Genomic DNA, 25,976 nt, shown 5'->3' on the forward strand with positions numbered 1-25,976 from the left:
TTGGCGGAGCGAGAAGAACCGCTACTTCCGCTTCAACGCATCGGCCAACGCCGCGCCGAACGCGCCTTGCTGCGCCGGCCGTTCCGGCTGGCGCTGCGGTGAAGGCGAACGCGGCGCTGGCTTGCCACCCGTTGTGTCACGTGGCCCGCCGCGCGAGGCGCCGCCCTCTCCGCCATCCCTGCGCATGGAAAGGGCGATGCGCTTGCGCTTGATGTCGACATCGACGACGCGCACCTTGACCACATCACCAGCCTTGACCACCTCATGCGCGTCCTTGATGAAACGGTCGGCCAGTTGCGAGACATGCACCAGCCCGTCCTGATGCACACCGATATCGACGAAGGCACCGAAGGCGGCGACATTGGTGACGGTGCCTTCCAGCAGCATGCCGGGCTTCAAATCCTTGATATCGTCGATGCCGTCGGCGAAGGTCGCGGTCTTGAAACCGGGGCGCGGATCGCGGCCAGGCTTTTCCAGCTCCGCCAGGATGTCGCGCACCGTCGGCAAGCCGAAACGCTCATCGACGAAGACACGTGGATCGAGTGCCTTCAGCGCGGCGCTGTCGCCCATCAGCGAGCGCACGTCGCGGCCGCAGGCGGCGACGATCTTCTTCGCCACGCCATAGGCTTCCGGATGGACTGACGAGGCATCGAGCGGCTCGCTGCCATTGGCGATACGCAGGAAGCCGGCGGATTGTTCGAATGCGCGAGGTCCGAGGCGGGGCACCTTGAGCAGATCCTTGCGGCTGGCAAAGGGTCCGGTCGCATCGCGATGCGCGACGATGGCGTCGGCCAGCGATGCGCCAAGGCCCGAAACGCGCGCCAGCAGCGGCGCCGAAGCGGTGTTGAGATCGACGCCGACGGCGTTGACCGCATCCTCGACCACCGCTTCCAGCGAGCGGCCAAGCCGGTACTGGTCGACATCGTGCTGGTACTGGCCGACGCCGATCGACTTCGGCTCGATCTTGACCAGTTCGGCCAGTGGATCCTGCAGTCGCCGGGCGATCGACACCGCGCCACGCAGCGACACGTCGAGGCCGGGGAATTCCGCCGCCGCCGTAGCTGAAGCCGAATAGACCGAGGCGCCCGCCTCGCTGACGATCACCTTGAGCGGCTTAGGCCCACCATCCGCCGGCATATCGGACAGCATGTCGGCCACCAGCTTTTCGGTCTCGCGGCTGCCGGTGCCATTGCCGATCGAAATCAGCTCGACCTTGTGCAGACGAACGAGTTTTGCCAGTTCGGCCTGCGTGCCGCGCACATCGTTCCTGGGTGGAAACGGATAGACGGTCGTCGTCGTCAGCACCTTGCCGGTGCCGTCGACCACCGCCACCTTGACGCCGGTACGGATGCCGGGGTCGAGCCCCATCGTGGCGCGCGAGCCGGCGGGGGCGGCAAGCAGCAGATCCTTTAGGTTGCGGGCAAAGACATGGATCGCTTCCTCTTCCGCCCGCTCGCGCAGGTCGCGCATCAGATCGAGCGTCAGGTGCAGCGACAGTTTTATCCGCCAGGTCCAGCCCGCCACCTCCATCAGCCAGCGGTCGCCGGGCAGGCTGCCGCCGATGGCATAGGCGTTGGCGATCATCCGCTCGACCGGCTTTACCGGCGAAATGTCATCGGCATCGACCTCGATGTCGAGCGACAGCACTTCCTCGTTGCGCCCGCGCAGCATCGCCAGCGCGCGATGGCTCGGCACGGTCGCCCAGCGCTCGACATGGTCGAAATAGTCGGAGAATTTCGCGCCGGCCTCCTGCTTGCCGTCGACCACCCTGGCGCGCATGAAAGCGCGCTTCTTCATGTAGGCGCGCAATTTGCCGACAAGGTCGGCATTCTCGGCGAACTGTTCCGACAGGATGTCGCGCGCGCCCTCAAGTGCCGCCTTGGGGTCGGCCACTTCGTCGGTCACATAGGTCAGCGCCAGTTCGGCCGGCACCAGCGACCGGTCGGCGAGGACGGCTTCGGCCAGCGGCCCCAGCCCGCGCTCCCTGGCGATTTCGGCCTTGGTCCGGCGCTTCGGCTTGTAGGGCAGGTAGATGTCTTCCAGCTCCGCCTTGGTGGTGGCGGCGACGATCTTGCCTTCAAGCTCGTCGGTCAGCTTGCCCTGCTCGCGAATGGACCCAAGGATGGTGTCGCGGCGCGCATCGAGCTCTCGCAGATAGGCGAGACGCTCCGAAAGCAGGCGCAGCTGCGTGTCGTCCAGCCCGCCCGTCACCTCCTTGCGGTAGCGGGCCACGAAAGGAACCGTTGCGCCCTCGTCGAGCAGTTCGATCGCCGCGGCGGCCTGTTCGGGCCGCGCGGTGATCTCGGCCGCGATGATGGCTGCGATACGCTTGAAGTCGGATGCCATGTCGTTCCTGCTCTCGTCGAAAAGAGCGGCGACCATAGGCGCAGACGTTCAGTCCGCCAACCGCAGCGTTTTCATCAGCCCGGCGGGTCCACAGGAAAGCGCGCGCTGATTCGGCGGGTAGGGAGATTAGACCATCCGGCTCATCGCCTCGAAGAAGGCAACGATCTCGATATCCAGCGGATCATCGACCGGCACCGGCTGCGACGACATCTTGGCGATCACCACTTCGGTCCTGGGATCGACATAGAGCCACTGGCCGTGGATGCCGATGCCGCAATAGGCGCCGCCCGGTAGACCCGTCTGGTACCATTTGTTGCGATAGCGGCCCTTGGGGAACAGCGGCAGCATCGCGCCACGCTGCCAGGCTTCCGAACTGCCGCCGGTGGCAATCGTATCGCGTACCCAGGCTTCGGGCACGACGCGGCGGCCATTGGCCGTGCCGCCTTGCCGCATCATCTCGCCGACACGCGCCAGGTCGCGTGGCGTCACCGAAATGCCGCCGGCGGTGCGCGCCGTACCTTCCATGTCGACGCCGATCGAGGCTTCGCTGACGGCGCCGAGCGGCAGCCACAGTTTCTCGCGCATCAGGTCAATAAAGCGCTGGCCCGAGGCGCGCTCGAGCAGGATGCCGAGCAGGTCGGAATTGGGGGAGCGGTAGCGGAAGGTCTGGCCATGCGGCTCGGCAAGCCGCTGCAAGGTCAGGATGAATTCGCGCAGGCTTTCCGTGCCGCCGCCCGGATTCCACAGCGTCGCCCGGCGATAGCGGGCAAAGGCGCTTTCCGGATCTAGATAGGCCTCTTCGAAGTCGAGGCTGACGCTCATGTCGAGCACATGCCGAACGCTCGCGTCGGCGTAGGCTGATCCGGCGGCTTCCGGAATGTAATGCGTCACCGGCGCTTCCGGATCGAACAAGCCCTCGCCTTCCAATATGCCGGCGACAATCGCGGTCAGCGACTTGCTGATCGAAAAGATGATGTGGCGGGCGCCGAAATCCATATGCGGCGCGAACCAGTCGCCGATGACCGTGCCGCCCTTCATCACCGTCAGCGCGTCGGTGTTCGAGCGTACAAGAAAATCAGCCACCGTCTCCGGCGCGCCGGCGACCGTGACCTTGTTGCCCAGCAGGCCGCTGATATCCCGCACCGGCGTCTCGACACCACCCGGGGCGGCGGCCACGGGCGCCGTCGGCACCAGCTCGCCGAGATTCTGGAACGACCACCGGTTGAACGGGTTTTCACGCCAGTTGGCGAGCAGCACCTCATTGCGGCGAAAGCCGTATCGGGTTTCGAACGCGGTCTTGCCGGTCATGGCGTTTCCTTCCGGATTTCTTTGGGTTTCTTAGAGGCTGTTTCGAAAGTCGCTCCGGCGAGTCATATGGCGGTGGTTTCGAGAACCGGAGCGGAGCGGGTCCGTGAGCACCGGAAGCGCAGAAAACGCCGCCAGATGGCCGCCGGAGTGGGTTTCCAAGCAGCCCCTCAGTTCAGTGCCGTGGCGATCGCATGCACGGCCTTCACGGTCGCCTCCGAATAGGCGACATTGCTGAAATCCGGATAGGTCGAAAGCTTCACCACGACCATACTTGTGTTCCAGTCGATGTGGATCATCTGTCCGAACACGCCCCGGCACATCAGCGCGCGCGAGCGCGGATCCTCGATCCAGAACTGGTTGCGGTAGCTGCCTTCGGGCAGGCTGGGATTGAAGTCCGGCCCGTGCCTGCCGCTGCGCGTCGCCTCGATCCAGTCGGCCGGCACCACACCGCCGCCATTGTCGAGGATCAGCTGGCCGAAGCGGCCGTAGTCGCGCAGCGTCGCGTTGAAGCCGCCGTCGGCCACCGCGTAGCCAGCACTGTCGACGGTGAAACAGGCGCTTTCATCAGCGCCGAGCTTTTGCCAGAGTTCTTCCGAGACCAGCTGCGGCAGACGCTTGCCCGTCACCCGCTCCATGATGAAGGCGAGCACATCGGTCTCGATCGAGCGGTATTCGAACGCAGCCCCGTGCGGACGGATCGTTTCCGTGAGGCCGAGGATCAGCTCGAACATGTGCGAGGGCCAGCGAAAGGCCGGATCGCTGCCCGGCGGCACCGGTTTCCAGCCGGTCGCGACATCGACCTGACCGATGTCCGAATAGCGGTCGGTATACGCCTCGGAAAAACGCACCCCGCTCGTCATGTCGAGCACGTGCTGCACGCTGGCGCCTGCCCAGCCTGTAGCACTGAGCTCTGGCAGGTAGTCCGTCACAAGCCTGGCCGGATCGATCAGGCCGCGCCCGGCCAATATCCCGAACACCGAGCCGGTCACCGACTTCGCCATCGATTGCGACAGATGCAACGTGCGGTCATTCATGCCATTGAAATAGCGCTCATAGGCTATCCTGCCGTCCTTGAGCACCAGGAAGCCGTCCGTATAGGTCTCGTCCAGAAGTCCGGCGAGCGTCGTCGGCGCCTCCGTGCTGTCCTCGACCGGCAACCCGTCGAGATCGACCTCGGCGCGGTCGAAGCGATGGCGATGGCCATTGCCGCGCCAGACTTCGGCGGTCGGCAGGAATTCGCGGATATGCTGGAACGCCCAGCGGTTCCATGGCGGCCGGTCCCAGTCGAGCTTGGGTAGCACCATGGCGGGCGGCGAGCCCTGCATGATCGGCGGCCGCGGATCGGAATTGCGATAGGAGTCCATGAAAGCCAAGCCTCGGTGAACATCAAAACGGACCCGGCGGCGTGTGCCGCCGGGTCCGTCGAAAGGCAGTTACTTCTGCAGTTCGGTCCAGATCTTGGTGTAGAGGTCCTGGATCTCAGGAGCGCACATCTGCTGCAACTCCGCATGCGGCTTGTCGGCCGCCGGAATGACAACTTCCGGTGCGTCCTTCATGTCGGCAGGCATGTACTTGTCCGAGCCGACGATGGCATTGGCGTAGCGGTGGAAAGCCGATAGACCTGCCGCGTTTTCCGGATCCATGATGAAGTTCTGGAACAGCTTGGCGTTCTCGACATTTTTGGCCTCCTTCAGAACGACCACATTGTCGCTCCACAGGCCAAAGCCTTCTTTCGGATAGTTGTAGTGGATGGCCGGATTGGCCAGCCGTTGGCGCAGCGCCGACCCGTTCCAGTCGCTGGTCGCCTTGAAATCGCCGGCGCCCATTTTTTCGATAGTGTTGTACTCCATCGCGATCCAGTTGGGCTTGGCGGCGACAAGCGTGTCGCGCACCTTCTTCAGCACTTCCTTGTCGGTGGTGCACTGCTGGCCGCCGACATACTTGATCGCGGCGAAGATGACGTCGTTCATTTCGGGAACGACATTGACCTTGCCCTTCAGCTCGTCGGGCGTGTTGAAGATGATGCCCCAGCTGTCGGCAGGTCCCTTGTAGACGTCGGTGTTGACGACCACGCCGACAGTGCCCAGGGCCCACGGCACCGAATATTTGCGGCCCGGGTCGAAATCGGGATTGGCCCATTCCGGCGCGACATTCTTGAAGTTCTCCATCTTGCCTGGATCGGTCTCCAGAACAAGGCCTTCCTTGATCCAGATCGGCACGTAGGTCTGCGACGGAACCGCGATGTCGAAGCCGGTGCCGCCCTGGCGTACCTTGGCGAGTGCGGTGTCGTTGGAATCGTAGTCGGTGATGGTCACCTTGATGTTGTATTTCGCTTCGAACTTCTTGATCACGTCGGGGCTGGTGTAGTTGCCCCAATTGTAGATGTTCAGTTCGCCATCGGCGCGAGCCAGGCTCGTCGATGCGAGCAGCGCCAACCCCATGGCGGTCGCTGTTGTCTTCCAGTTCATGGTGTTAACTCCCATTTTTCAGATTTAGTCGTGTTTCCTGCTGATGAAGAAGAACAACGTCACGATAGCGACCGACAAGAGCAGGAACACGGTCGATATCGCGTTTATCTCAGGTGTTATGCCGCGGCGTATCTGGCCGAGCATGTAGGTGGGCAGCGTGTCCTGGCCGCCCGATTTGACGAATTCCGTGATGACAACATCGTCGAGCGAGATGACGAAGGCCAGCATCAGGCCGGCGAGAATGCCGGGCCACAAAAGCGGCAACGTGATGCGCCTGAAGGTTCGCCACGGCGTCGCATACAGATCGGCGGCGGCACGCTCCAGCGTCAGGTCCATGTTCTCAAGCCGCGCCCGGATCGGCAAGTAGGCGAACGGAATGCAGAACGCCGTGTGCGCGGCAATCAGGTAACCTAGGCCGGAATAGCCGGTGAAGATCTTGATGCGCGAGAAGAAGATCAGCAGCGCCACGCCGGTGACGATCTCGGGTACCATAAGCGGCTGGTTGATCGCAGCGTATTTGAACGTCAGACCCGGATAGGAGGCCGTGCGCGTCGTGGCGAGCGCGGCCATGGTGGCGAAGATGGTCGAGAACACCGCGGCGGTGGCGCCGATCTGGAACGAGCGCAGGGTCGCATCGATGACCTGCGTATTCTGCCACGCCGACTGGAACCATTTGAGTGAGAAACCACCCCATTCGGAGGTCGATGTCGCGGCATTGAAGGCGTAGATGACCAGCACGACGATCGGCAGATAGAGCACGATGAAGCAGGTCGCGGCGATCGCCGTGAATCCCGGCTGATGCTTGATGGAAAAGCGATTAGCCATGACGCACCCCCGACTTGCCGGCATTGCGCACATAGGCAAGCAGCGCCACCATGACGATGATCATCACCGCGATCGACAGCGCCGAGCCAAGTGGCCAGTTGCGGCCTTGTCCGAACTGCAATTCGATCAGGTTGGACAGCATCATGTTCTTGCCGCCGCCAAGCACGCTTGGCGTCACATAGGCGCCGAGTGCCGGAATGAAGACCAGGATGGAGCCGGCGATGACGCCGGGTTTGACCAGCGGGAAAATGATCTTCCGCAGCACCTTGAAGCGTGTCGCATAGAGATCATAGCCTGCCTCGACCAGGCGAAAATCAAGCTTTTCCATGCTGGCATAGATCGGCAGCACCATCAGCGGCAGGTAGACATAGGCCATGCCGATCAGGATCGCGGTATCGGTGTAGAGGATCTGGATCGGCGACGAGATGATGCCGAGCTTGAGCAGGATCGTGTTGACGATGCCTTCGTTGCGGATGATCTGCAGCACCGCGAAGGTGCGGATCAGAAGGTTGGTCCAGAACGGTATGGTGATCAGGAACAGCCATAGATCGCGGGTCTTTTCGCTGCGCGTCGCCATGAAATAGGCGGTCGGGAAGCCAAGCACCAAAGTGGCGATGGTCGTCACCACCGAAAGCTTGATCGAGCGCAGGAAGATGGTGACGTGGGCTGCGGCGACGGAAAGCGTATCGTCGAAGATATCGCGCTCCAGAAATACCGCTATCCAGGCTTCCGGCGAGAATTGCCACTTCACGTCGCCATAGGAACCCGGCGTCAGGAACGAATAGACCAGCACGATCAGCAACGGGCCGGTCGCGGCGAGAAAAATGACCAGCAGTGCTGGGGCTGACAAAAGCCAGCGATCGCGGATATCGCGCCGCTCTGCTGCCTTGGCGACTTCCTCTGCGGTCGCCATCGTCAGTCCTTCAAGACCTGGGCGGCGTCGCCGCCAATCACGATGCCGACCTTGCCGCCCTGGACGATACCGTCGCCGGTGCCGCGGCTGTTCTGGCGCCGCACGATGAAGGGCTCACCATCGGCGAGGCGCAGATGGAAATGCGTGTCGGTACCGAGATAGACGATGTTCTCGACCGTGCCCGACAGCGAAGCACTGGGGCTTGCGGCGCTCAACTGCGCATGTTCGGGGCGCACGACGATGGTAACCTTGCCCTTGGGAACCAGGCCCTCCGGCAGCGAGGCCGGGATTTCCGTGCCCGACGACAGTTTTACCGTCGCGCGACCTGCCGAGACACCAACCACCTCGGCCTTGAGGAAGTTCGACTCGCCGATGAAATCGGCGACGAAGCGTTCCGACGGCCGGTCGTAGATGTCGCGCGGCGAGCCGACCTGCAGGATCTTGCCTGACGACATCACCGCGATGCGGTCCGACATCGTCAGCGCTTCCTCCTGGTCATGGGTGACGAAGATGAAAGTGATGCCGGTCTCGTGCTGTAGCCGCTTCAGCTCGATCTGCATTTCCTTGCGCAGCTTGTAGTCGAGCGCCGACAACGGCTCATCGAGCAGCAGCACTTTCGGCTGCGGAGCCAGTGCCCTTGCCAGCGCCACACGCTGCTGCTGGCCGCCGGAGATCTGGCTGGTGCGGCGCGCGCTGAGCGCTTCCATCTTGACCAGCTTCAACATCGCGTCGACGCGCGCCTTGATCTCAGCCTTCGGCTTGCCCAGCATCTCCAGGCCAAAGCCGATATTCTCGGCCACCGTCATGTGCGGAAACAGCGCATAGGACTGGAAGACGGTGTTGACCGGCCGCTTGAACGGCGGCAGCGGCGCGATGTCCTGACCGTAGAGCAGAATTTCGCCGGCGGTTGGAAAGTCGAAGCCGGCAATCAGCCGCAGCAACGTCGTCTTTCCGCAGCCCGACGGGCCGAGCAGCGTAAAGAACTCGTTTTCGCGGATGGATACCGAGACCGTATCGAGGGCAGCGACTTGCCCCTCTCCTGATCCGAAAATTTTGCTTACTTTGACAACTTCAATCGCATTCCGATCCGGTTTGTCCGGCACGATTACGCCTCACTGTTGACCCCGCTCTTGCTGGCGGAATTTTCCCCTGTTCGATGTGAACACAAGGCCGGTATGTTGGCAAGCCCGGCACTGAATCACAGTTCAATTCGTAGTTTGGCTAGCAAGCCTCATGCCACAGTCAGGCCTGATAGGTGATCTTGGCGCCACAGATCGTCGTTACCGGATGCACCTTGTGCAACGCCTCCGGCGCGGTCGCCTCGATATCGGCCGAGAGCACCACCAGATCCGCCATATAGCCGGACTTCAGCACGCCCTTGCGGTGCTCGGCGAATTCGGCATAGGCGCCTTCGACGGTGTAGCCGGCGAGGGATTCATGCAGCGAGAAACTCTGGTCCGGGTCGCCTTCTGCCCACCGTTTGCGCAACACTGCCGCCTGGATGCCCAGGATCGGATCGATCGGCGACACCGGCCAGTCCGACGCAAAGACCACACGCGCGCCGGCATCCTTCAAGGTCCGCCAGGCATAGCTCAACGGCCAGCGGGCCGGCCCGATGCGCGATATGGTCGGCTCCAGCGGAAAATCCATGGCGCCAGGGGGGTGCGGCGGCTGCATGGAGGCGATAACGCCGAGTTCGGCGAAACGCGGAACGTCGGCGGTGGTGGTGACCTCGATGTGCTCAATCCGGTGGCGGCTGTCGCGCTTGCCATTGGCCTTCTGCGCCGCTTCGTAGCCGTCGAGCACCGCGCGCACGGCGCCGTCGCCGATCGAATGCACGGCGATCTGCAGCCCGCGTTTGTCGACGGCGACAGCCAGGTCGCTGAATTGTTGCGGCGTGAACAGTGGCTCGCCCACCCAGTCCGGACGATCGGCATAGGGCTCGACCATGACCGCTGTCCAGGAATCCAGCACGCCGTCGTAGAACACCTTGACCATGCCCGATGACAACCACTCGCTTTTGTAGCGCTCGGCCATGTCGGACGCCTTGTCGAGCATGTCGAGCGTCATGAAATTCTTGTAGTGGAACGGTATCTGCACGCGGCAGGGCAGCCCTTCCTCGGCTTCGATCTCGGCCAGCAGCTCAAGCTGATAGAGATTGCCGTCCATGTTCTGGATCGAGGTGATGCCATGGCGCGCGCACCAGGCAAGCCCGCGCCGCATGATATCGCGGTCGGCGGCCCGCTCGGCCGCGGTCGGCATCGGATCCGGCTCGCCGCCGGTGGCCAGGCCCAGCCGCACCCGGCTTTCGCCGGCAAGGTCAAGCACAGGACCGAAGGCTTCGCCCTCGCGCAATTCGCCGCCGGCCAGGCCATCATCGCCCATGACGATCTCGTTGCCCGGGCCGAGCATGCGCCCATGCAGGATGCCGGCCATTTCCAGCGCCCTGGTGTTGGCCCACATGGTGTGATGATCGGGCGCCGCCATGCAGAAGGGGCGATCGGGCAAAATGGCGTCGAGATGGTGTCGTGTCACCCGCTCGCTGCCGAGCACCGTGTAGTCGACGCCCTGCCCGACCAGCATTTTCGCATCCGGCCGGGTTGGCGCATAGTCGCGGATCGCCTTTTGCAGCGCCTCGAACCCGTGAATACCAGTGAGCTGAAGGTGGGCAAGTTCAGCCCCGCCTGAAAACAGATGCATATGGGCTTCGATGAAGCCCGGGATCACTGAACCGCCCTTGGCGTCGATGACCTTGGTGGCCGGTCCCTTGAGCTCTTCGATGGAGGCGCGGCTGCCGATGGCGATGATGGCGCCGTCCTTGACGGCAACAGCCTCTGTGGCGGGATTGTCATGGTCCATGGTCAGCACGCGACCGTTGATGACGATCAGATCAGCATTATGACCCGCACCCGTGACAGACATCGCGACTCCGCGCTTTTGACGACTGACTGAGACCGACAACCCTGTGCCCACGAGCGGCCATTCCACTGGAGCGGCGCTACGGACAAAAAACGATGCCAGCGTGCTGTCTTCGAAATTCCCCTTGTTATCCCTGAAGACAGCGTGGATAAAGAATGCGACTGTTTATTCGCGTTTGTCAACATGCGGAATTTGGAATGTATTGTGGACAGCACCCTCCCCGTGTGTTGGGACCGGGCGGGGAACGGGGACATCAGGCAGTGAAGCGCAGTCTCGACCGCAAAACCAGGATAGCGCTCGAACCGCGCAAGCAGCCGCGCCAACAACGGTCGAGCAAGGTGGTCGACCGGATTCTCGACGCGGCGCTGATCCTGACGCGGGAGCAAGGAACCAAGACGCCGACGACGCTCGCCATTGCGCAGCGCGCAGGCCTGTCGGTCGGGTCGGTCTACCAATACTTCCCCAACAAGGAAGCCATTCTTCTGGACCTCGCCCGGCGCTGGCTGTCCTCCTTTCCCGAAGTGATCGAGAAGCGCATCAAGGTCCCCCGGCCCACCAACCGCGAAGAATTCCGGCGCGAAGTGCGCAAGCTCTTTATCGACACGTCCAGTATCTATCTCGAGAACGCGACCCTGATGCCGGTGATCGAGGCCATTTCAGGCAATGCCGATCTCAGGCCTATCCAGGACGAATATGACGAGCAGATCATCGCGCTTTACGCCGCCTGGCTGCGGCATGTGAATCCTGTTCTCGAAGACAAGATCGCCAAACGGCTCGGCCTTGTGATGATGGAGGTCGGGCACGCCTGCCGGCTGGTCGGACTGAAGAGGGATCGCAGGACATACAACCTCATCGAGGACGATGTGGAAACCATGTGGCTCGCTCTGGTGAGCCCCTATCTCAACCTTGACTGATTTCGCACTTCGAGAGGAATTTCATGAAGACTGTCTATTCGCCGCTTCATGCCGGCCATGCCGGCCAGATGGAACTGGTCACTGCCGCGATCGTGCCGGGTTTCGAAATGCCCTCGCGGGCCGAATTCATCAAGGCGCGGGTCGAAAGCGAGAAACTGGGTCCGATCGTCCTTCCGCTCGAGCACGATCTTGCGGCCGCCAGGCGTATCCACAAGGCCGACTACATCGACTTCCTGCCGACGGTCTGGCCGCAATGGGTGGAAGCCGGTTTCAAGGGCTCGGCGATGCCCTTCACATGGCCGACCCGCGGCCTGCGCGGCGACGTGCCGCCTAAGCGTATCGACGCCCTGCTCGGTTACTATTCCTTCGATGCCGGGGCTACCTTCGTCGAAGGCACATGGGCCGCGATCAAGTCGTCCTACGACGTGGCGCTGACCGCCGCCGGCCTGGTCAAGGGCGGCGAGGCATCCGCCTTCGCGCTCTGCCGCCCGCCCGGCCATCATGCGGGGGCCGGATTCATGGGCGGCTATTGCTTCATCAACAACGCCGCTGTCGCCGCGCAATGGTTCCTCGACCAGGGCGCCAGCCGTGTGTCCATCCTCGATGTCGACTACCACCATGGCAACGGCACGCAGGAGATCTTCTATGACCGCGCCGACGTGCAGGTCCTCAATCTGCACGGCGATCCGATGGTCGAATATCCCTTTTTCCTCGGCCATGCCGATGAACGTGGTTCGGGCGCCGGTGAAGGCTTCAACATCAACTATCCGATGCCGTTCGGCACTGACTGGGACGCCTGGAATGCCTCGCTTGAAGATGCCTGCGCCAGGCTTGCCGCTTACGCGCCGGACGTCGTCGTCGTCTCGCTCGGCGTCGACACTTTCGAGAAGGACCCGATCAGCCAGTTCAAGCTGAAGACATCGGACTATCCCAAGATCGGCCGCCGCATCGCCAGGCTCGGCCTGCCGACGCTGTTCGTCATGGAAGGCGGCTATGCCGTCGAGGAGATCGGCGTCAACGCCGTCGGCGTGCTGACCGGTTTCGAGGGCAGGTAAATGCCGTCGCCCCAAAGGCGTGAGCGATTTTGGGGCACCGACGGCAGAAGCAAAACCAGGGACCGGGCGACGTTGCTTTCCGGTTCTCGCGATCAAGTTGCGGCGCCGGTGCTCGGCACGACCGCCGGTGCGGCTGCCTTGCGTGAGCGGCCGAAATGATAGACCGCCGCCGCCGCGATGGCGCCGGCGGCCAGGATGCCCGCCGCCAGCACCGGCCGATACCAGAACCAGGCGATGGCGATCGTCGTCGTGCCGACCAGGATCGCCAGGAAGAAGGCGATGATGCCGGTGCCCATCCGCGCCATGCTGCCAAGGAACGGAATGACGTCGAGGATCACCCCGATCGGGCTGAGGAACAGGGCAAAGCCGATGGTCAGCAACAGCAGGCCGGCAGCGCGCAGCAGCCAGGTGATCAGCGTGTTTGCGCTGACCGCTTCGGCAAACATCTTGTTGGCTGGGACAGTGCCGGTGTCGACCATCAGCAATTCGTCGCCGGCCACCGTCTGGTAGGGTTCGAACCGGCTGCCGGCCTGACGTGCCACGATGCTGACCACGCCGAGTGGCGCCAGTTCGTAGCCGATGCGGTAGTCGCCCAGCGCCGGCGTCGTCGTGTCGACGCCGAGATAGATCTTGCCGTCGACGATGTTGAGCGGCCTGGCGCCGGTATAGGCGGCCTTGATCGCGGCTGACTGACTGGCCGACAGCGAATAGTCCTTGTCACCCTCGATACGATCGAGCACCGGCTGATCGAGCGTGAAAGCACTGAGCTTGCCTTCCGGAATCTGGAAGGTACGGCTGTGGATTGCCATCGGCGGATTCTGGTGGCCGTCCGGCTTCTTGAAATCCGACGAGTCGATCTGGCTGTCGTCCCACACCTTCGAATAGCTGTAGGTGGTGACCGTCTCTTCGCCGCCGCCAAGTTTCTTGGTGGTCTCGGATTTGGACTCTTCCTTCCACTGGTACATCTCGACGTCGCGCGACAGGCGCAGCCCTTGCGCCGCGATACCGAAATCCGGATCGGACAGGCCGCTGTCCGCCGTCACCGGCCCGCTGACATGCACCAGCCTGCCGTCATTGGCGGCATCGACACTGTCGGCGCTGATAGAGACCACGGCGCCAGCCCCTTCGGCGAGCGAGCGTGCCGTCTGCACCGCGCGGCCCTCGTTCCAGAACAGGCCGATCACCATCAGCACGATCAAAAGCAGGCCGAAAATGACACCACCGACCGCGCGCTTGATCCGCCCGAACCACGAGACGGATGTAACTTCCCGAAATGAATCGCTCATCGTTTCCCCCGAAACCAACAGTGCCAAGATTTGCGCGCGGCCGACGGCCGCGCATTGAACCGATCAATCGGCGTGGATTTGCGCACCGCAATCCTTGGCCGAAGCACAGGAATGCACTGCCCGCGTCGTGCCACCGTCGCCGACCCGCCATGGCGAGGCGGACAGCGGCGCTTGCTGCTTGCCGCCGAAAAGGTCAAGCGCCCGCATCGCCGTCTGCTCGCCTTCCGCGTCGCGCTTGACGATCTCGACATTCCTAACGCCGATCGCGGCAAGCTGCGGCATCACCACATCCGGGTCGCCTGCCACCACGATCAGCGACGGATCGAGCGAAGACAGTGCCAGCGCCTGCTTCTGCACCGCACCGAGCATCAGTTGGGTGCGCGCCGTCATCCGGCTCTGCTGGTCCTCCAGCGTCGAACCGGAGCCGACGGCACCGATCAGCGAACCGAACAGGCCGGCCGAAGTCTCCGCCGATCCGGCCAGCGCCCGGCGATAGACCGTGACCGTGCGGTCGACCTCGTCCTGCGCCACCGGCAAGGTGGTCAGGCCGGCAAAGCCTTTCAGGATCTCGGTGATCGCCGGACCGGTGTTGGCCCGCTCGACGGTGGTTGCCACCACCAGCCCGGACCCGACTTTCATCGGGCTCAAGAGATAGCTCGACACGCCATAGGAATAGCCCTTCTCCTCGCGGATCACCGAGTTCAGTCGGCTGGAGAAATCGTCGCCGAGCAGATTGGCGACCGCGGTCGATTCCGCGCGCTCGCCCTCGTCGGTGCCGGGCGCCGGCCGCGCCACGAACAGCGCCGACTGGCTGGCGCCGGGCTCGGGCACCAGCAGCACTTTCTGGCCGCCATTGAAATGCGCCCCAGGCGATGGCTCGACCGCATAGCCGGCGGCGTTATCCGCCCACGTGCCGAACGCCTTTTCGAGGCTTGCCGCCACCGTCGCGACCGGCATCGGACCGACGCTGTAGAACGTCACTGCCTTCGGCGTGAACTCCGTCTTGAAGGCGGCCCTGGCATCGTCGAGCGAGATCGAGGCCAGCGCCTTGGCCGACCAGTCGATCGCAGCCTTGTCAGGCACCTGTGGAATAAGCGCCGCCTTGGCCGCGCGGCCGGCAACGCCCGGCAGGTCCGCCTCGCGGCCATTGAGCCAGTCGACGGTCTGCGCCATCAGCACGCTCCAGTCGGCTTTGTCGAAACGCGGCTTCAGCACCGCATCGGCAAGCAGACCGACACCTTGGTCCAGTTTTTCCGGCGGCACGCCGAGCGTCATCGCGGTGGTCAGGTATCCGGCCTGGTAGCCGACGCTGGCACCGATATCGCTGGTCGCCTTGGCGAAGTCGGCCGAGCCGCGCTCGCCGGCGCCACGCGTTGCCATGCTTGCGGCAAGCTCGAGCAGCCCTTCCTTGCCTTCCGGCACACTGTTCCAGCCGCCGTCGGCGCTGGCCGCCACATAGACCATCGGCGCTTCCGGCATGGTGTAGTGGACGAGCTTGATGCCGTTCGACAGCGTCGCCGTTTCCATGGCGGGCAACACCGCCGAAGGCGCCTCGCCAGCCTGGTGCTTCGGAATATCGATCGCTGCCCGCTCCGGCGCCGTGAACGGCTGCGGCGTGCCGGACGATCCGATCAGCGCGTCGGGGTAGCCGCCGCGCGGACCCGGCTTCAACACCAGCACGCTTGCATCTTCCGGCCTCAGCAGCCGCTTCATCGTTGCTTCGACATCAGCGACGCTGGCGTTCTTGACGCGCGGATCGTCGACCAGCGCGCTTTGCGCGTCGCCGAGAATGTCGGCGTTGTAGGAAACCGTGCCGGCGCGATCCTTCAGCGCTTCGCTGCCGAGCCGCGTGGCCAGCAATATCCCGTTGCGCGCGCGTTCGACATCGGCCGCATCAAGCGGCATCTTCTGGAAATCCGCGAAAGCAGCTTTCATCGCGCTTTCGAGCGCTCCGGGCGTCACGCCTGCCGCCGCGCCGGCCTCGAAGGTGAAGCGGCCGCCAAGCAAACCGCCCGTCCAGCTTGCACTGGCATAGGTGGCGACGCCTTGTTCCGAGACGAGGCGATTGCGCAGGAAACCGTATTCGCCATTGCCGAGCAGTTCGGCGGCGATGCTGAGCGCGCCATTGTCTGGCGATTGCGCCGCCGGGCCGCTGAAGCCGACCACGACGACGGGGCTCGGCACACGGTCCTCGAGCACCAGTTTCAGTCGCGCCTGCGTCGGCTCGGGCACTGCTGGCCGCGCCACATCGGCACCGCGCGGCACCCGGCCGAACGTGTCGGCAATCAGCGCCTTGGTGTCATCGACCTTGAGGTCGCCTACCAGCACCAGCACCGCATTGTTGGGCAAATAATAGGTGTTGAAGAAACCGCGCACGTCGTCCAGTGTCGCCGCATCGAGGTCGGCTACCGAGCCGATGACCATGCGGCTGTAGGGATGCGGTTTCGGGAACAGCCCTGACCAGAAGGCCTCCCAGCCGGATGCGCCGGCCTTGTCCAGCACGTTCTGGCGCATCTCGTTCTTGACCACCGAGCGCTGCAGGTCGAGCTTGGCCTGCGTTACCGAGCGGCCGAGATTGGCCATGCGGTCGGCTTCCAGCGACAGGATCATCGGCAGCGACGACGACAGCCCGTCGACATAGAAAACGGTGCCATCCTCGGTGGTCCAGGCATTGATTTCGTTGCCGAGCGCGGCATGGGCGCCGAACACGTTCGGCCAGGCCGGCGTGCCGGAAAACATCAGGTGCTCGAACAGATGCGCGAAACCTGAGCGGCCGGCGGGTTCATTCATCGAACCGACGCGGTAACGCAGGTTCATCACCACCTTCGGCGCCCGATGGTCAGGCACCAGCACCACCTGCAGCCCGTTGTCGAGCGCATAGGTGACAACAGGCTCGGCCTGTGCGGGGGCTACCGCCCACGCACCGATCAAGATCGCAAGCATCACCGTGAACGCCAGGAAAACCCGCTTCATGATCACCCCCCATGCCGATGGCCGCGAACAAGCGCTGCCCATCTCGCCCAGCCCGACCGAAGGGACGCCCATCCCTGCTGGTCAGCGGAAACCTATCGGAATCGATCGGCCCTCGATATGCCAACTTAACAACAACGTCTGGCTTTTTCGTGTCGGCGTTTCTGTGACCCAGGGTGGTGAAAGGGCTTGGGAGTCCGCCTCTGAGTCGCATGCGAGTCCATCGGATTCGATTTTGTCAAATCGCGTTTGATGTCAGATTCAACTGCGGGTAGATTAGACCCGAATCAGCCGGTCCTTGGGGGGCGCGGCAACCACCCAAAGTCTCTTGCTCCGGAGTTTTCCGGCACCAGACGCGGACGGCTTCGCGTTCCCTGAATGGATTCGGATCTGGTTGGCGCAGCCCTGCGCCAAGCGTGTGTCTTCGTCAAAGTAATGCGTATTCAGGTTCGGCGGCTGGCACCCAGCATCCGGACAGCAGAAACGATTCCGGCCAAAAGCAACAAGAATGAGCAGTCCCGCCGCGCTTCTTCAATCCGATACATTGGGCTCGCGCCTGACGTCGCGCGGTGATCTCACAAGCTTTTTCATGCAGCTGACCGCCGAGATCGGCGCCGACAGCTACATGCTGGTTGCCATTGTCCACGACCAGGACCGCAACGATGCTCGCATCGTTTCGTCCAACTGGATTTTCGACGCCATCGAACTGATCGGCAAGCGGCTGATCGCCGGGCTTGCACAAGGCGCGCTCACCGTTGCGCCCGGCATCCGCCCGAGACCGCTGGTGGCGTCGCAGGCGCCCGAGACGGACGGGTTGATCACGGGCGAGGAGGCCCGCCTTCTCGATGTGCTCGGTCACGCCGAGGTCTATTCGCTCAAGCTGAATGTCGGCCGGCAGCGCCTGTTCGCTCTGTTCTCGGCAGCGACTGCCGGTAGCATCGACCAGCCGGCGCTGATGAAGGCGCAGCTGAAATGCTGCTACGCGCTCTCGCACATCCCGCAGCTGATTGCCGCCGCCGCCATGCAGGATCCGCTGTCGGACCGCGAGCGCGAATGCCTGTTCTGGGTCTCCGAAGGCAAGACCACCGACGAGGTCGCCGTCATCCTTGGCGTCTCCTCCAACACCGTCAACAGCTACATCACCCACGCCATCCAGAAATTCGCGGCCAGCAACCGCGCGATGGCCATCGCCACGGCGATCAGGAGCGGCATCATTTGAAACAGGCCGATATCAAGGAGGCTGCCGAAGCCCTTTTCAACGAGCAGCGCAACCCGTTCGGCGCCTTCACGCTCGGCTCCGAGACCCATCACGCCGTCACCATTCCAGACGCCGTGCGCCGCTGCCGCTGGATCGCTGTCGACATCAACGCCTCGGCCTTCGGCCTGTTCTTCGTCAGCCCGTCGGCCGAACGAGCACGGCTCGTGCCTTGCCTCGATTCCGACTATCCCGGCGTTGCGGTGGCGACCAAGTTCATTTCAGGCGCCAATGGCGAGGAGATCGTGCGCCACACCCGCAACTCAACGGAACCGCGCTGGTGGACCGACGACGGCATCGCCGCCATGGCGGAGACGTTCGGCAATCTCGCCTGGACCGAGCAGATGGCACCGCTGGCGCCTGGCACCAGCGGCATCGCCTTCCCCGTCCATGCCGAGCGTGGGCAATGCGGCCTTGTCGTCTTCCTGGGGTCCGAGATCGTCCTGCCCCAGGATGCGCTCTACGAGATTCATGCCCGCTGCTTTTCGCTGTTTGCCGCTGTCGCCCTCATGCGCCCAAGCGATACCGGCCGCATGCGCGCGATCTCCAAGCGCGAGCTCGAATGCCTGAAGCTGACCGCCAATGGCAACACCAGCGAGGAGATCGCACGGCTGCTGAAGCTTTCGGTGCACACCGCCAACCAGTACCTGACGCAATCCACCCAGAAGCTCAACGCGGTCAATCGCAACCAGGCGGTGGCCAAGGCGTTGCGGCTGGGACTCATCGAATAGGGCAATTCGAGGATCTTGCGGCTAATGCATGTCGCTTAAGAATGGCCCGGTTTTGGGCAAACGACATGCATGGAAGCAAAGGCTTAAAGCGCCTCGCATGAGCCCGTTTCAACGAGACGCGCTCTAAGGCTCGGAAGCGGCCGATGTTCAGCGAAAGGCCAGCGGCTCGACCCTGCGGATGCGCGCCTGTTCGATCACCGCCTCGAGCAGGGCCGTGTTGTGCTCAGGGTCTTCGCCCGGCTTCTCGAACGAGACATAGTTGACCACCACGGAAGCACCGTGCTCGCTCAGCGTCAGCTGGAAATAGACGGTGACACCCGGCGGCCTCAGCTCCAGATCGAGCACGATGCGCGGGCTGCCGCTCCAGTCGACATGCGCCTCGCCGCCATGGCCGAGCCGCAGCGTACCCGGCATGAAAAACAGCTCCACCGCCGAATCGACCAGATCCGACAGGCACACGAAATGCTCCAGCCGGATGAAGGCGATGTAGTCGGCGACATCGATCAGCCGGAGTTCCCCCACCACTTGCTCGATGGCGCTGGCGACGATGATCTCGCGGGAGTTTGCGTGCGGTTGCCGGTTCATGAAATCTGTCTGCGCTCAGCCTTTTTCGAGTAGACGACCCGCACCAGTTCGGCGACGGCCTGATAGAATTGCGACGGGATCACATTATCGACCGAAACTTGCTTGTACATGGAGCGGGCGAGCGCCACGTCCTCGAAGATCGGGATGTTGTGTTCCCGCGCGATCTCGCGGATTTTCAGCGCCACCAGGTCCTGTCCCTTGGCCAGCACGATCGGCGCCGAATCCTCGTCGCGCACATATTTCAGCGCAATCGAGAAGTGGGTCGGGTTGGCGATGATCAGCGTCGCGCGCGGCACCGCCGTCATCATCCGTTTGCGCGCCCGGTCGCGCGCCAGCGAGCGCAGCCGCGACTTGACGATCGGGTCACCTTCGGACTGCTTGAACTCGTCCTTGACCTCCTGCTTGCTCATGCGCAGGTCCTGCTTCCAGTGGAAGCGCGACCAGACGATGTCGACCGCCGCGATCAGCCCCATGACGAAGACGATCGCCACCAGGATGTCGACGGCGATGCCACGGATGACGAGGCCGAAGGCGACCGGGTTGGTGATCATGCCGGCGAGCAGTTTGCGGTGGTCTTCCGACAGCGTGAAGCTCAGCACGACGATGGCGAAACCGACCTTGCCGAGAGACTTCAGGAACTCGACCCAACCCTGAATGCCGAACAGCCTGTTCCAGCCCTTGGCAATCGAGATGCGCGAGAGTTGCGGCCGGATCCGCTCGCCGACGAATTGCGGCATGTTCTGGAACACCGAGGCGCCGACACCGGCAACGCTCAACAGCACCAGCAGGCTGACGATGGCGCGGCCCACCTCCAGGAGGACGATCTTGTAGAGCGCGATGACGTCGGTCTCGGTGTCCATCGGCCAGGCTTCCGGCTTCTCCAGGAACATCGACAGAAACATGCCGAGATCGATGATGGCGTCCTTGGCGTAGAAGACGGTGAATACCAGTATGGCGACGAAGGATGCCAGCAGCGCCGTTTCCCGCGAATGGGGCAGCTTGCCCTGTTCGATGGTGTCGCGGATCTTCTTTTCCGTCGCCTCTTCGGTTTTCGAATCCTTGTCGACCGCGTCAGCCATGTCGCGGTCTTAGGCGGCGTTCTGGGTCGAGGGAAGTTCGAAGGCGCCTTCGCGCGACAGCCGGATCGTCGTCGACACGATCGACTTGCGCGCTGCCATGATGTCGGCAAGGGCGACGCCCTCCGACCCTTGTCCGAGCTCGGCTTCGATCATGCGCCGCGACCGCGCGCCGATCGCCGACAGCGCCGCCTCGGCAAGCGCGGCCGAAGTGCCGCGCAAGGCCAGCGTGACCAGTTCGGTCGACAGCCCGTCGAACAGCAGCACCCGCGCTTTCTGGGTCAGCAGCGGCAAATCGTCGAAGGCGAACAGGCGAGCGCGGACACCGTCGAGATCGGGCGTGCCGGCGGCTTCCAGGTCCTGCATGACCTCCTCGAGCAGCGGCTTGTCCAGCTCGTTGAGAACGCTGGCGACGCGCGCCTGCCCGGCCGACGTGTCCTTGGTCGAAGTTTCCGTCAACACACTGCTGCGCAGCCGGTTTTCGACGATCCTTGTGGCGGCGTCCGGAACATTGGCCATCGTCACCATGCGCTTGATGATTTCGCCGCGTGTCGGCTTGGTTAGCGTCAGGAGCACGCTCGCCGCCGCTTGCGGCGCCAGCTTCGACAGCACCATAGCCGCGGTCTGCGGATGTTCGCCGGCCAAGAAGGCGCCAAGCCGCGCCGGTTCGAGCTTTTCGAGCTCGGGCCAGATCGGCAGCGGGGCTTCAGGCGCGACCTCGAATTTCTTATCGCCCATGATCGCGCTCATCTCTTCGGGCGAGAGCGATTCATTGAGGATGGTGTCCATCCTGTCGGCCGAATCGAGCAGTCCCGCCCCTTCGGTGAACTCGGCTTCGAACTCGGCGACGATCCGCTCGAGATCGCTTTGCGGAATGGTCCGCAGCAGCCGGGCGCCCTCGATCAGCGCCTTCAATTCTTCCTGCTTGAAGAATTTCAAGAGACGGCTGGCCGACGGCTTGCCCATCGCCACCAGTATGGCGGCCGCCTTCTGCGCGCGGGTCAAGGTCACCAGCGTCGTCATGCCTCTCGCCTCCGCTGCCACCGGCAAGCCCCGCAATCCATGTCTAGGCGCCCTTCGTGCCGGCGATGATTTCGGTCAGCCTGATGCCGAAGCGCGACGGATCGCTTTCCAGCACGGTGATCTCGCCGCGTGCGATCTTGCGGCCGTTGACCACGACGTCGACAGGTTCGCCGATGCGCCTGTTGAGCGCCACCGTCGACCCCTTCTGCAGCCCCATCAGGTCGGAGACCGGCATCTCGGTGCTGCCGAGGATGATCTGGACATCGACGGGGATGTTCATGATGACGCTCGAATTGGCACCGGAAGCGGCCCGGAACGCCGCATCCGGGCGCTGCTCCTCTTCATGCAGGACCCCGCGCAATTCTTCGATGGCGCGGTCGAGCTGCTCGTCGGGCTGGTCGAGGTCGGCTTCCGCCTTGGTCTGGGCCATGAATCGTCTCCAAATGCTCAGGCGCGTCCGGCGGCAGCCGGCATCAGCCCGTCGATAAAATCCTGCCCGGCATCGTAGGGATGCCTGATTCGGACGGTGTAATTCTGACCCAGTTTGCCGAACTCGCATACGAACAGGGTCTTGCCGCGCGCGCTGAGACGCGCCTGCGACTGTGCCGTTTCCTCGAATTCGATGACCTGGCCGATTTCGAAATCGGCAAGGTCGCCGAGTGTCAGTCGTGCAAGCGGCATGGTGGCCTCTAGTGCCACCGTGGATCGCATCACTTCTTCCGAAAAGCGCGCGCGCCAGCTGGCGCTGTGATCGTCCTGGCTGACACCGGCGGCGCTGTCGCGGCTGGCCAGCACGATACGCTGCGGCATCGTCACCGTGACGGTGCCGCTATCGGCCGGCGTCGAGATGCCAAAGACGATGCGGACTGCAGCGCCGTCGCGCAGCACGTGCCGTTTGGCTTCGGTGCCCGACGTCGCCCGCGACACGGGCAGGCGCAGATCGAGCGAGCGCCGTCCAGATCCGTTCAGGGCCTGTGCGACCTGCTGGAACACCATGGTCGAGACATCGATCTCGATCTGCGACAGATCGCGCTCGATAGGCGATGCCGGCATCTCCGGGTCGCCGCCGAACAGTGTGCAGACCGTGATCGCGATCGCCGGCGCATCGATCACCACGGTCATGGCATCGGACGACGTGGCTGATGCGACGATGGTCATGGCAAACGTATCGCCGGCATGCGAGCGCGCCTCCGCGACGCGGCTGATCTCGACGGCCCGGAGATCGACGGTGACCGGAACGCCAAGCTCACTGGTCAGGCTCTTCTGCAGCAGCGGCGCGGCGCGCTCGGCCATGCCCCGGCCGGTGCCGATGACCTGGGCGGCCTCGCCGCTGTCGCCAACCAGGCGCTCGATGATCAGCGAGCGGGCTTCCGAGGGGCTTCCCGGGCTTGTCATGACAATGCTGGGACCGATCTCTGGCGCATCGCTCAGGCAGCCTTCTTCTCGGCAGTGCCGGTGTTCATCGTGCTCTGCTCGACGGCGTCGATCGTCGGCCGCTCATAGGACGAGATGGTCTTGCGGCCAAACTCGATCGCCACCTGCGGCAATGCGCCGTTCATGTAGGCCAGCAGTGTCTGCTTGACGATGATGTAGAGGCGGTTGTTCTTCTCGCGCACGGTCTTGATCTTGGTGGCGACCGGCCCGACCACCGCATAGGACAGGAAGATGCCGAGGAAGGTGCCGACCAGGGCCGCGCCAATCAGGCCGCCGAGGATTTCCGGCGACTGGTCGAGCGCGCCCATCGCCTTGACCACGCCAAGCACGGCGGCGACGATGCCGAGCGCGGGCAGGCCGTCGCCGACCGCCACCATCGCGTGATAAGCCTTCATCTTGTCGGACTTGATGGTCTGGATTTCCTCGTCCATCAGCGCCTCGATCTCGTGCGAGCGGGCATTGCCGATGATGATGATGCGGCAGTAATCGCAGATGAAATTCATCAAATCGTGGTTCTTGAGCACGGTCGGAAAGGCCTGGAAGATCGCCGATTCCTCGGGATTGTCGATATGCGCCTCGACCTCGCTGCGCGATTTCGAGCGCAGCTCGCGCATCAAGCTGTGCAGCACGCCGAGCGTTTCGAGGTAGTTCTGTTCCTTTGGCACCGCCTGCTTGAACGCCTCGAGGATGGCCTTGCCGGTATCCTTGACCGTCTTCATCGGATTGGCGACCAGAAACGTGCCGAACGCGGCGCCGCAGATGACCACGGCTTCCCACGGCTGGACCAGCACATGAAGATGGCCGCCCATGGCCATGAAGCCGCCAAGAACGCAGCCGAGCGTCACCACCAGTCCAATCAGAATGCCCACAACAGGTCCTTCCGCATTTCACATCGGAAGCAAGGGATAGCCCCCGTGCCTTGTGTGAGGCTTGAATCGAAGCCGCTGGATTGGATTCAGTTTCGCGCAAGGAAGTGGGGATATTGTGCCGGCATAGCTTCGGCCGGAGGCACGTCTTTGCTTAATACCTTTACCAGCTACCAGCTCATTACCAAGGACATCTCGAAGTCGCTCGACAGGATCGAGCAGCAGCCCGTGGTCGACCGCGATACCAAATATTATCTCGCCAACATCACCAAGGTGAAATCGATCGACGATTTCGTCAACAATGACCGGTTGTTCAAATATGCCATGAAGGCCTACGGCCTCGAGAACATGGACTACGCCAAGGCCTTCATGGTCAAGGCGTTGAAGGAAGGCGTCTCCGATCCCAACAGCTTTGCCAACAAGTTGACCGACAAGCGCTACGCCGAGTTCGTCAGCGCCTTCAACTTCGCCGCCAATGGCGCCGATGCGACCATCTACAACAAGACGCAGCAGATGGTGACCAAAAACTACGCCACGCAGGCGGCAATCGCCGGCCTCGATCCGAACTCCGACTATGTGAAGGGCGAGACGACATATTATCTCGCCAACATCACCAAGGTGAAGTCGATCGACGATCTGATGTCGAACAACCGGCTCTACACCTACGCGCTCGCGTCATTCGGCCTCGATGCGGCGACGCAGGACAAGGATCTCATCAAGCGGGTTCTGCAGGGCGGCGTCCGCAACCCCGACAGCGTCGCCAACAAGATGACGGACAAGACCTACGCAGCACTCGCCTCGGCTTTCAATTTCGAAGCCAATGGCGAGAACGCCACCACCATCGTTTCGGCGCAGCAGCCGACCGTCGACAAGTACATGCGCCAAACGCTCGAAGAGGATGCCGGCAACACCAACCAGGGCGTGCGGCTGGCGCTTTATTTCGACCGCAAGGCGCCGACCATCACCAGTTGGTACGACGTGCTGGCTGACACCGCCCTTGCCAGCGTCGTGCGCACCGCGCTCGGGCTGCCCGATTCCTTCGCCACCGCCAACATCGACAAGCAGGCGCAGCTCTTCGAGCAGAAACTCGACATCTCGGATTTCACCGATCCCGAGAAGCTCGGCAAGTTCCTGACTCGCTTCACCAGCATGTACGAGATAAACAATCCGACCTCATCGGCGGTCAGCTCGGCCAGCGTGCTGTTTGCCCAGCCGATCACGGTCGGCATCTCCACCGACCTGATGATGGCCATGCAGAAATTGAGGTTCTGAGACCATCATGCGGGACAGCCTGTACGTCGCCCTTTCCTCGCAGATCGCGCTCGAGCGTCGCCTCGACACGATCGCCGACAACGTCGCCAACGCCTCGACGATCGGCTTTCGCGCCACCGGCGTGAAATTCGAGGATGTCGTCTCCGGCATCGGGCCGAAGTCGGTATCCTTCGCGTCTTCGGGCAAGACCTATCTTTCCGGCGCGCACGGCGCCTTGACCGAGACCGGAAATCCGTTCGATTTCGCCGTCCAGGGCGATGCCTGGTTCGCCATCGATACGCCGGTCGGCACCGTCATGACCCGCGACGGGCGCTTTTCGATGAACGAGAATGGCGAACTCATGTCGATCGAGGGCCACCCGGTGCTCGACGCCGGCGGTGCGCCGATCCAGCTCGACCCCCGCAACGGTCCGCCCAAGGCCGGGGCCGACGGTTCGCTGCGCCAGAACGATCAGCTTGTCGGCTCCATCGGCCTCTACAATTTCGATCCCGGCGAGAATTTCGTCCGCTACGGCAATTCCGGGATCATTCCGGCGCGCACGCCGGAGCCGGTCACCGATCGCTCCGATACCGGCATCGCCCAGGGCTTTCTCGAAGAATCCAACGTCAATCCGGTGCTGGAGATCACCCGGCTGATCCAGGTGCAGCGCGCTTTCGAAAACACCGCAGCCCTGATGCGGCAGACCGACTCCTCCACCGACGAGGCGATCAAGACGCTCGGCTCGAAATAG

Annotated in this window: 22 protein-coding genes; 6 read left to right on the top strand and 16 right to left on the bottom strand. The window is 63.2% G+C overall.

The window, feature by feature from the left end; genetic code table 11:
- Window positions 1–21 precede the first annotated feature (21 nt).
- The 8 genes from CGZ66_RS12620 to CGZ66_RS12655 all read right to left on the bottom strand — a co-directional run bounded on the left by CGZ66_RS12620 (window position 22) and on the right by CGZ66_RS12655 (window position 10,782).
- Window positions 22–2,346, bottom strand: coding sequence for a Tex family protein (locus CGZ66_RS12620; protein ID WP_095084973.1), 2,325 nt, complete (start codon window positions 2,344–2,346; stop codon window positions 22–24).
- Window positions 2,347–2,472: 126 nt separating this feature from the next.
- On the bottom strand, window positions 2,473–3,654 hold the full coding sequence (locus tag CGZ66_RS12625) for a serine hydrolase domain-containing protein (RefSeq protein ID WP_095084484.1): 1,182 nt from the start codon (window positions 3,652–3,654) through the stop codon (window positions 2,473–2,475).
- Between the two features lie 167 nt (window positions 3,655–3,821).
- Window positions 3,822–5,018: a serine hydrolase domain-containing protein gene (locus CGZ66_RS12630; protein ID WP_095084485.1), complete on the bottom strand. Its 1,197-nt coding sequence runs from the start codon at window positions 5,016–5,018 to the stop codon at window positions 3,822–3,824.
- Window positions 5,019–5,087: 69 nt separating this feature from the next.
- On the bottom strand, window positions 5,088–6,122 hold the full coding sequence (locus CGZ66_RS12635) for an ABC transporter substrate-binding protein (RefSeq protein WP_095084486.1): 1,035 nt from the start codon (window positions 6,120–6,122) through the stop codon (window positions 5,088–5,090).
- A gap of 24 nt (window positions 6,123–6,146) precedes the next feature.
- Window positions 6,147–6,947, bottom strand: a complete 801-nt coding sequence (locus tag CGZ66_RS12640; RefSeq protein ID WP_095084487.1) for an ABC transporter permease — start codon at window positions 6,945–6,947, stop codon at window positions 6,147–6,149.
- Window positions 6,940–7,860, bottom strand: coding sequence for an ABC transporter permease (locus CGZ66_RS12645; RefSeq protein WP_095084488.1), 921 nt, complete (start codon window positions 7,858–7,860; stop codon window positions 6,940–6,942). The genes CGZ66_RS12640 and CGZ66_RS12645 overlap by 8 nt, the downstream gene beginning before the upstream one ends.
- 2 nt (window positions 7,861–7,862) lie before the next feature.
- The gene (locus tag CGZ66_RS12650; protein ID WP_095084489.1) at window positions 7,863–8,963 is read right to left on the bottom strand and encodes an ABC transporter ATP-binding protein; all 1,101 of its coding nucleotides are present in this window, start codon (window positions 8,961–8,963) and stop codon (window positions 7,863–7,865) included.
- A gap of 139 nt (window positions 8,964–9,102) precedes the next feature.
- Window positions 9,103–10,782 (bottom strand): amidohydrolase, encoded by a 1,680-nt coding sequence (locus CGZ66_RS12655; RefSeq protein ID WP_095084490.1) that lies wholly within the window; start codon window positions 10,780–10,782, stop codon window positions 9,103–9,105.
- Window positions 10,783–11,039: 257 nt separating this feature from the next.
- Here CGZ66_RS12655 and CGZ66_RS12660 point away from each other — a divergent pair, with 257 nt between their 5' ends.
- Both CGZ66_RS12660 and CGZ66_RS12665 read left to right on the top strand, forming a co-directional pair.
- Window positions 11,040–11,693, top strand: coding sequence for a TetR/AcrR family transcriptional regulator (locus tag CGZ66_RS12660; RefSeq protein WP_095084491.1), 654 nt, complete (start codon window positions 11,040–11,042; stop codon window positions 11,691–11,693).
- A gap of 23 nt (window positions 11,694–11,716) precedes the next feature.
- A complete protein-coding gene (locus CGZ66_RS12665) occupies window positions 11,717–12,748 on the top strand; it encodes a histone deacetylase family protein (RefSeq protein WP_095084492.1) in 1,032 nt (343 codons plus the stop codon).
- Window positions 12,749–12,840: 92 nt separating this feature from the next.
- Here the strand turns inward: CGZ66_RS12665 and CGZ66_RS12670 are convergent, their stop codons facing one another.
- Window positions 12,841–14,034 (bottom strand): TMEM43 family protein, encoded by a 1,194-nt coding sequence (locus CGZ66_RS12670; protein WP_095084493.1) that lies wholly within the window; start codon window positions 14,032–14,034, stop codon window positions 12,841–12,843.
- Window positions 14,035–14,097: 63 nt separating this feature from the next.
- Entirely contained in the window at window positions 14,098–17,007 is a 2,910-nt protein-coding gene (locus CGZ66_RS12675; protein ID WP_167392095.1) for a M16 family metallopeptidase, read from the bottom strand.
- Window positions 17,008–17,512: 505 nt separating this feature from the next.
- On the opposite strand from CGZ66_RS12675, the gene CGZ66_RS12680 reads away from it, so the two are divergent.
- Together CGZ66_RS12680 and CGZ66_RS12685 are read left to right on the top strand one after the other, a co-directional pair.
- The gene (locus CGZ66_RS12680) at window positions 17,513–18,223 is read left to right on the top strand and encodes a helix-turn-helix transcriptional regulator (RefSeq protein WP_095084495.1); all 711 of its coding nucleotides are present in this window, start codon (window positions 17,513–17,515) and stop codon (window positions 18,221–18,223) included.
- Window positions 18,220–18,990, top strand: coding sequence for a helix-turn-helix transcriptional regulator (locus tag CGZ66_RS12685; RefSeq protein ID WP_095084496.1), 771 nt, complete (start codon window positions 18,220–18,222; stop codon window positions 18,988–18,990). Before CGZ66_RS12680 ends, CGZ66_RS12685 begins: the two co-directional genes overlap by 4 nt.
- Window positions 18,991–19,137: 147 nt before the next feature.
- On the opposite strand, the gene CGZ66_RS12690 is transcribed toward CGZ66_RS12685, so the two are convergent.
- Genes CGZ66_RS12690 through motA form a run of 6 tightly spaced genes read right to left on the bottom strand, consistent with a single transcriptional unit; the run spans window position 19,138 to window position 23,977 of the window.
- Window positions 19,138–19,575 (bottom strand): hypothetical protein, encoded by a 438-nt coding sequence (locus CGZ66_RS12690; protein WP_095084497.1) that lies wholly within the window; start codon window positions 19,573–19,575, stop codon window positions 19,138–19,140.
- The gene (gene flhB / locus CGZ66_RS12695) at window positions 19,572–20,654 is read right to left on the bottom strand and encodes a flagellar biosynthesis protein FlhB (RefSeq protein WP_095084498.1); all 1,083 of its coding nucleotides are present in this window, start codon (window positions 20,652–20,654) and stop codon (window positions 19,572–19,574) included. Before flhB ends, CGZ66_RS12690 begins: the two co-directional genes overlap by 4 nt.
- A gap of 9 nt (window positions 20,655–20,663) precedes the next feature.
- Entirely contained in the window at window positions 20,664–21,674 is a 1,011-nt protein-coding gene (locus tag CGZ66_RS12700; RefSeq protein ID WP_095084499.1) for a flagellar motor switch protein FliG, read from the bottom strand.
- 43 nt (window positions 21,675–21,717) lie between these two features.
- A complete protein-coding gene (gene fliN / locus CGZ66_RS12705) occupies window positions 21,718–22,104 on the bottom strand; it encodes a flagellar motor switch protein FliN (RefSeq protein WP_095084500.1) in 387 nt (128 codons plus the stop codon).
- A gap of 17 nt (window positions 22,105–22,121) precedes the next feature.
- A complete protein-coding gene (locus CGZ66_RS12710; RefSeq protein ID WP_095084501.1) occupies window positions 22,122–23,069 on the bottom strand; it encodes a FliM/FliN family flagellar motor switch protein in 948 nt (315 codons plus the stop codon).
- Between the two features lie 32 nt (window positions 23,070–23,101).
- Complete coding sequence (motA, locus tag CGZ66_RS12715; protein WP_095084502.1) at window positions 23,102–23,977, bottom strand: flagellar motor stator protein MotA; 876 nt, start codon at window positions 23,975–23,977, stop codon at window positions 23,102–23,104.
- Window positions 23,978–24,124: 147 nt separating this feature from the next.
- Here motA and CGZ66_RS12720 point away from each other — a divergent pair, with 147 nt between their 5' ends.
- Together CGZ66_RS12720 and flgF are read left to right on the top strand one after the other, a co-directional pair.
- On the top strand, window positions 24,125–25,246 hold the full coding sequence (locus CGZ66_RS12720) for a DUF1217 domain-containing protein (protein WP_095084503.1): 1,122 nt from the start codon (window positions 24,125–24,127) through the stop codon (window positions 25,244–25,246).
- Between the two features lie 7 nt (window positions 25,247–25,253).
- Complete coding sequence (flgF, locus tag CGZ66_RS12725; protein ID WP_095084504.1) at window positions 25,254–25,976, top strand: flagellar basal-body rod protein FlgF; 723 nt, start codon at window positions 25,254–25,256, stop codon at window positions 25,974–25,976.

It is taken from the genome of Mesorhizobium sophorae (assembly GCF_002270415.1).
GTDB classification, from domain to species: Bacteria; Pseudomonadota; Alphaproteobacteria; order Rhizobiales; family Rhizobiaceae; genus Mesorhizobium; species Mesorhizobium sophorae.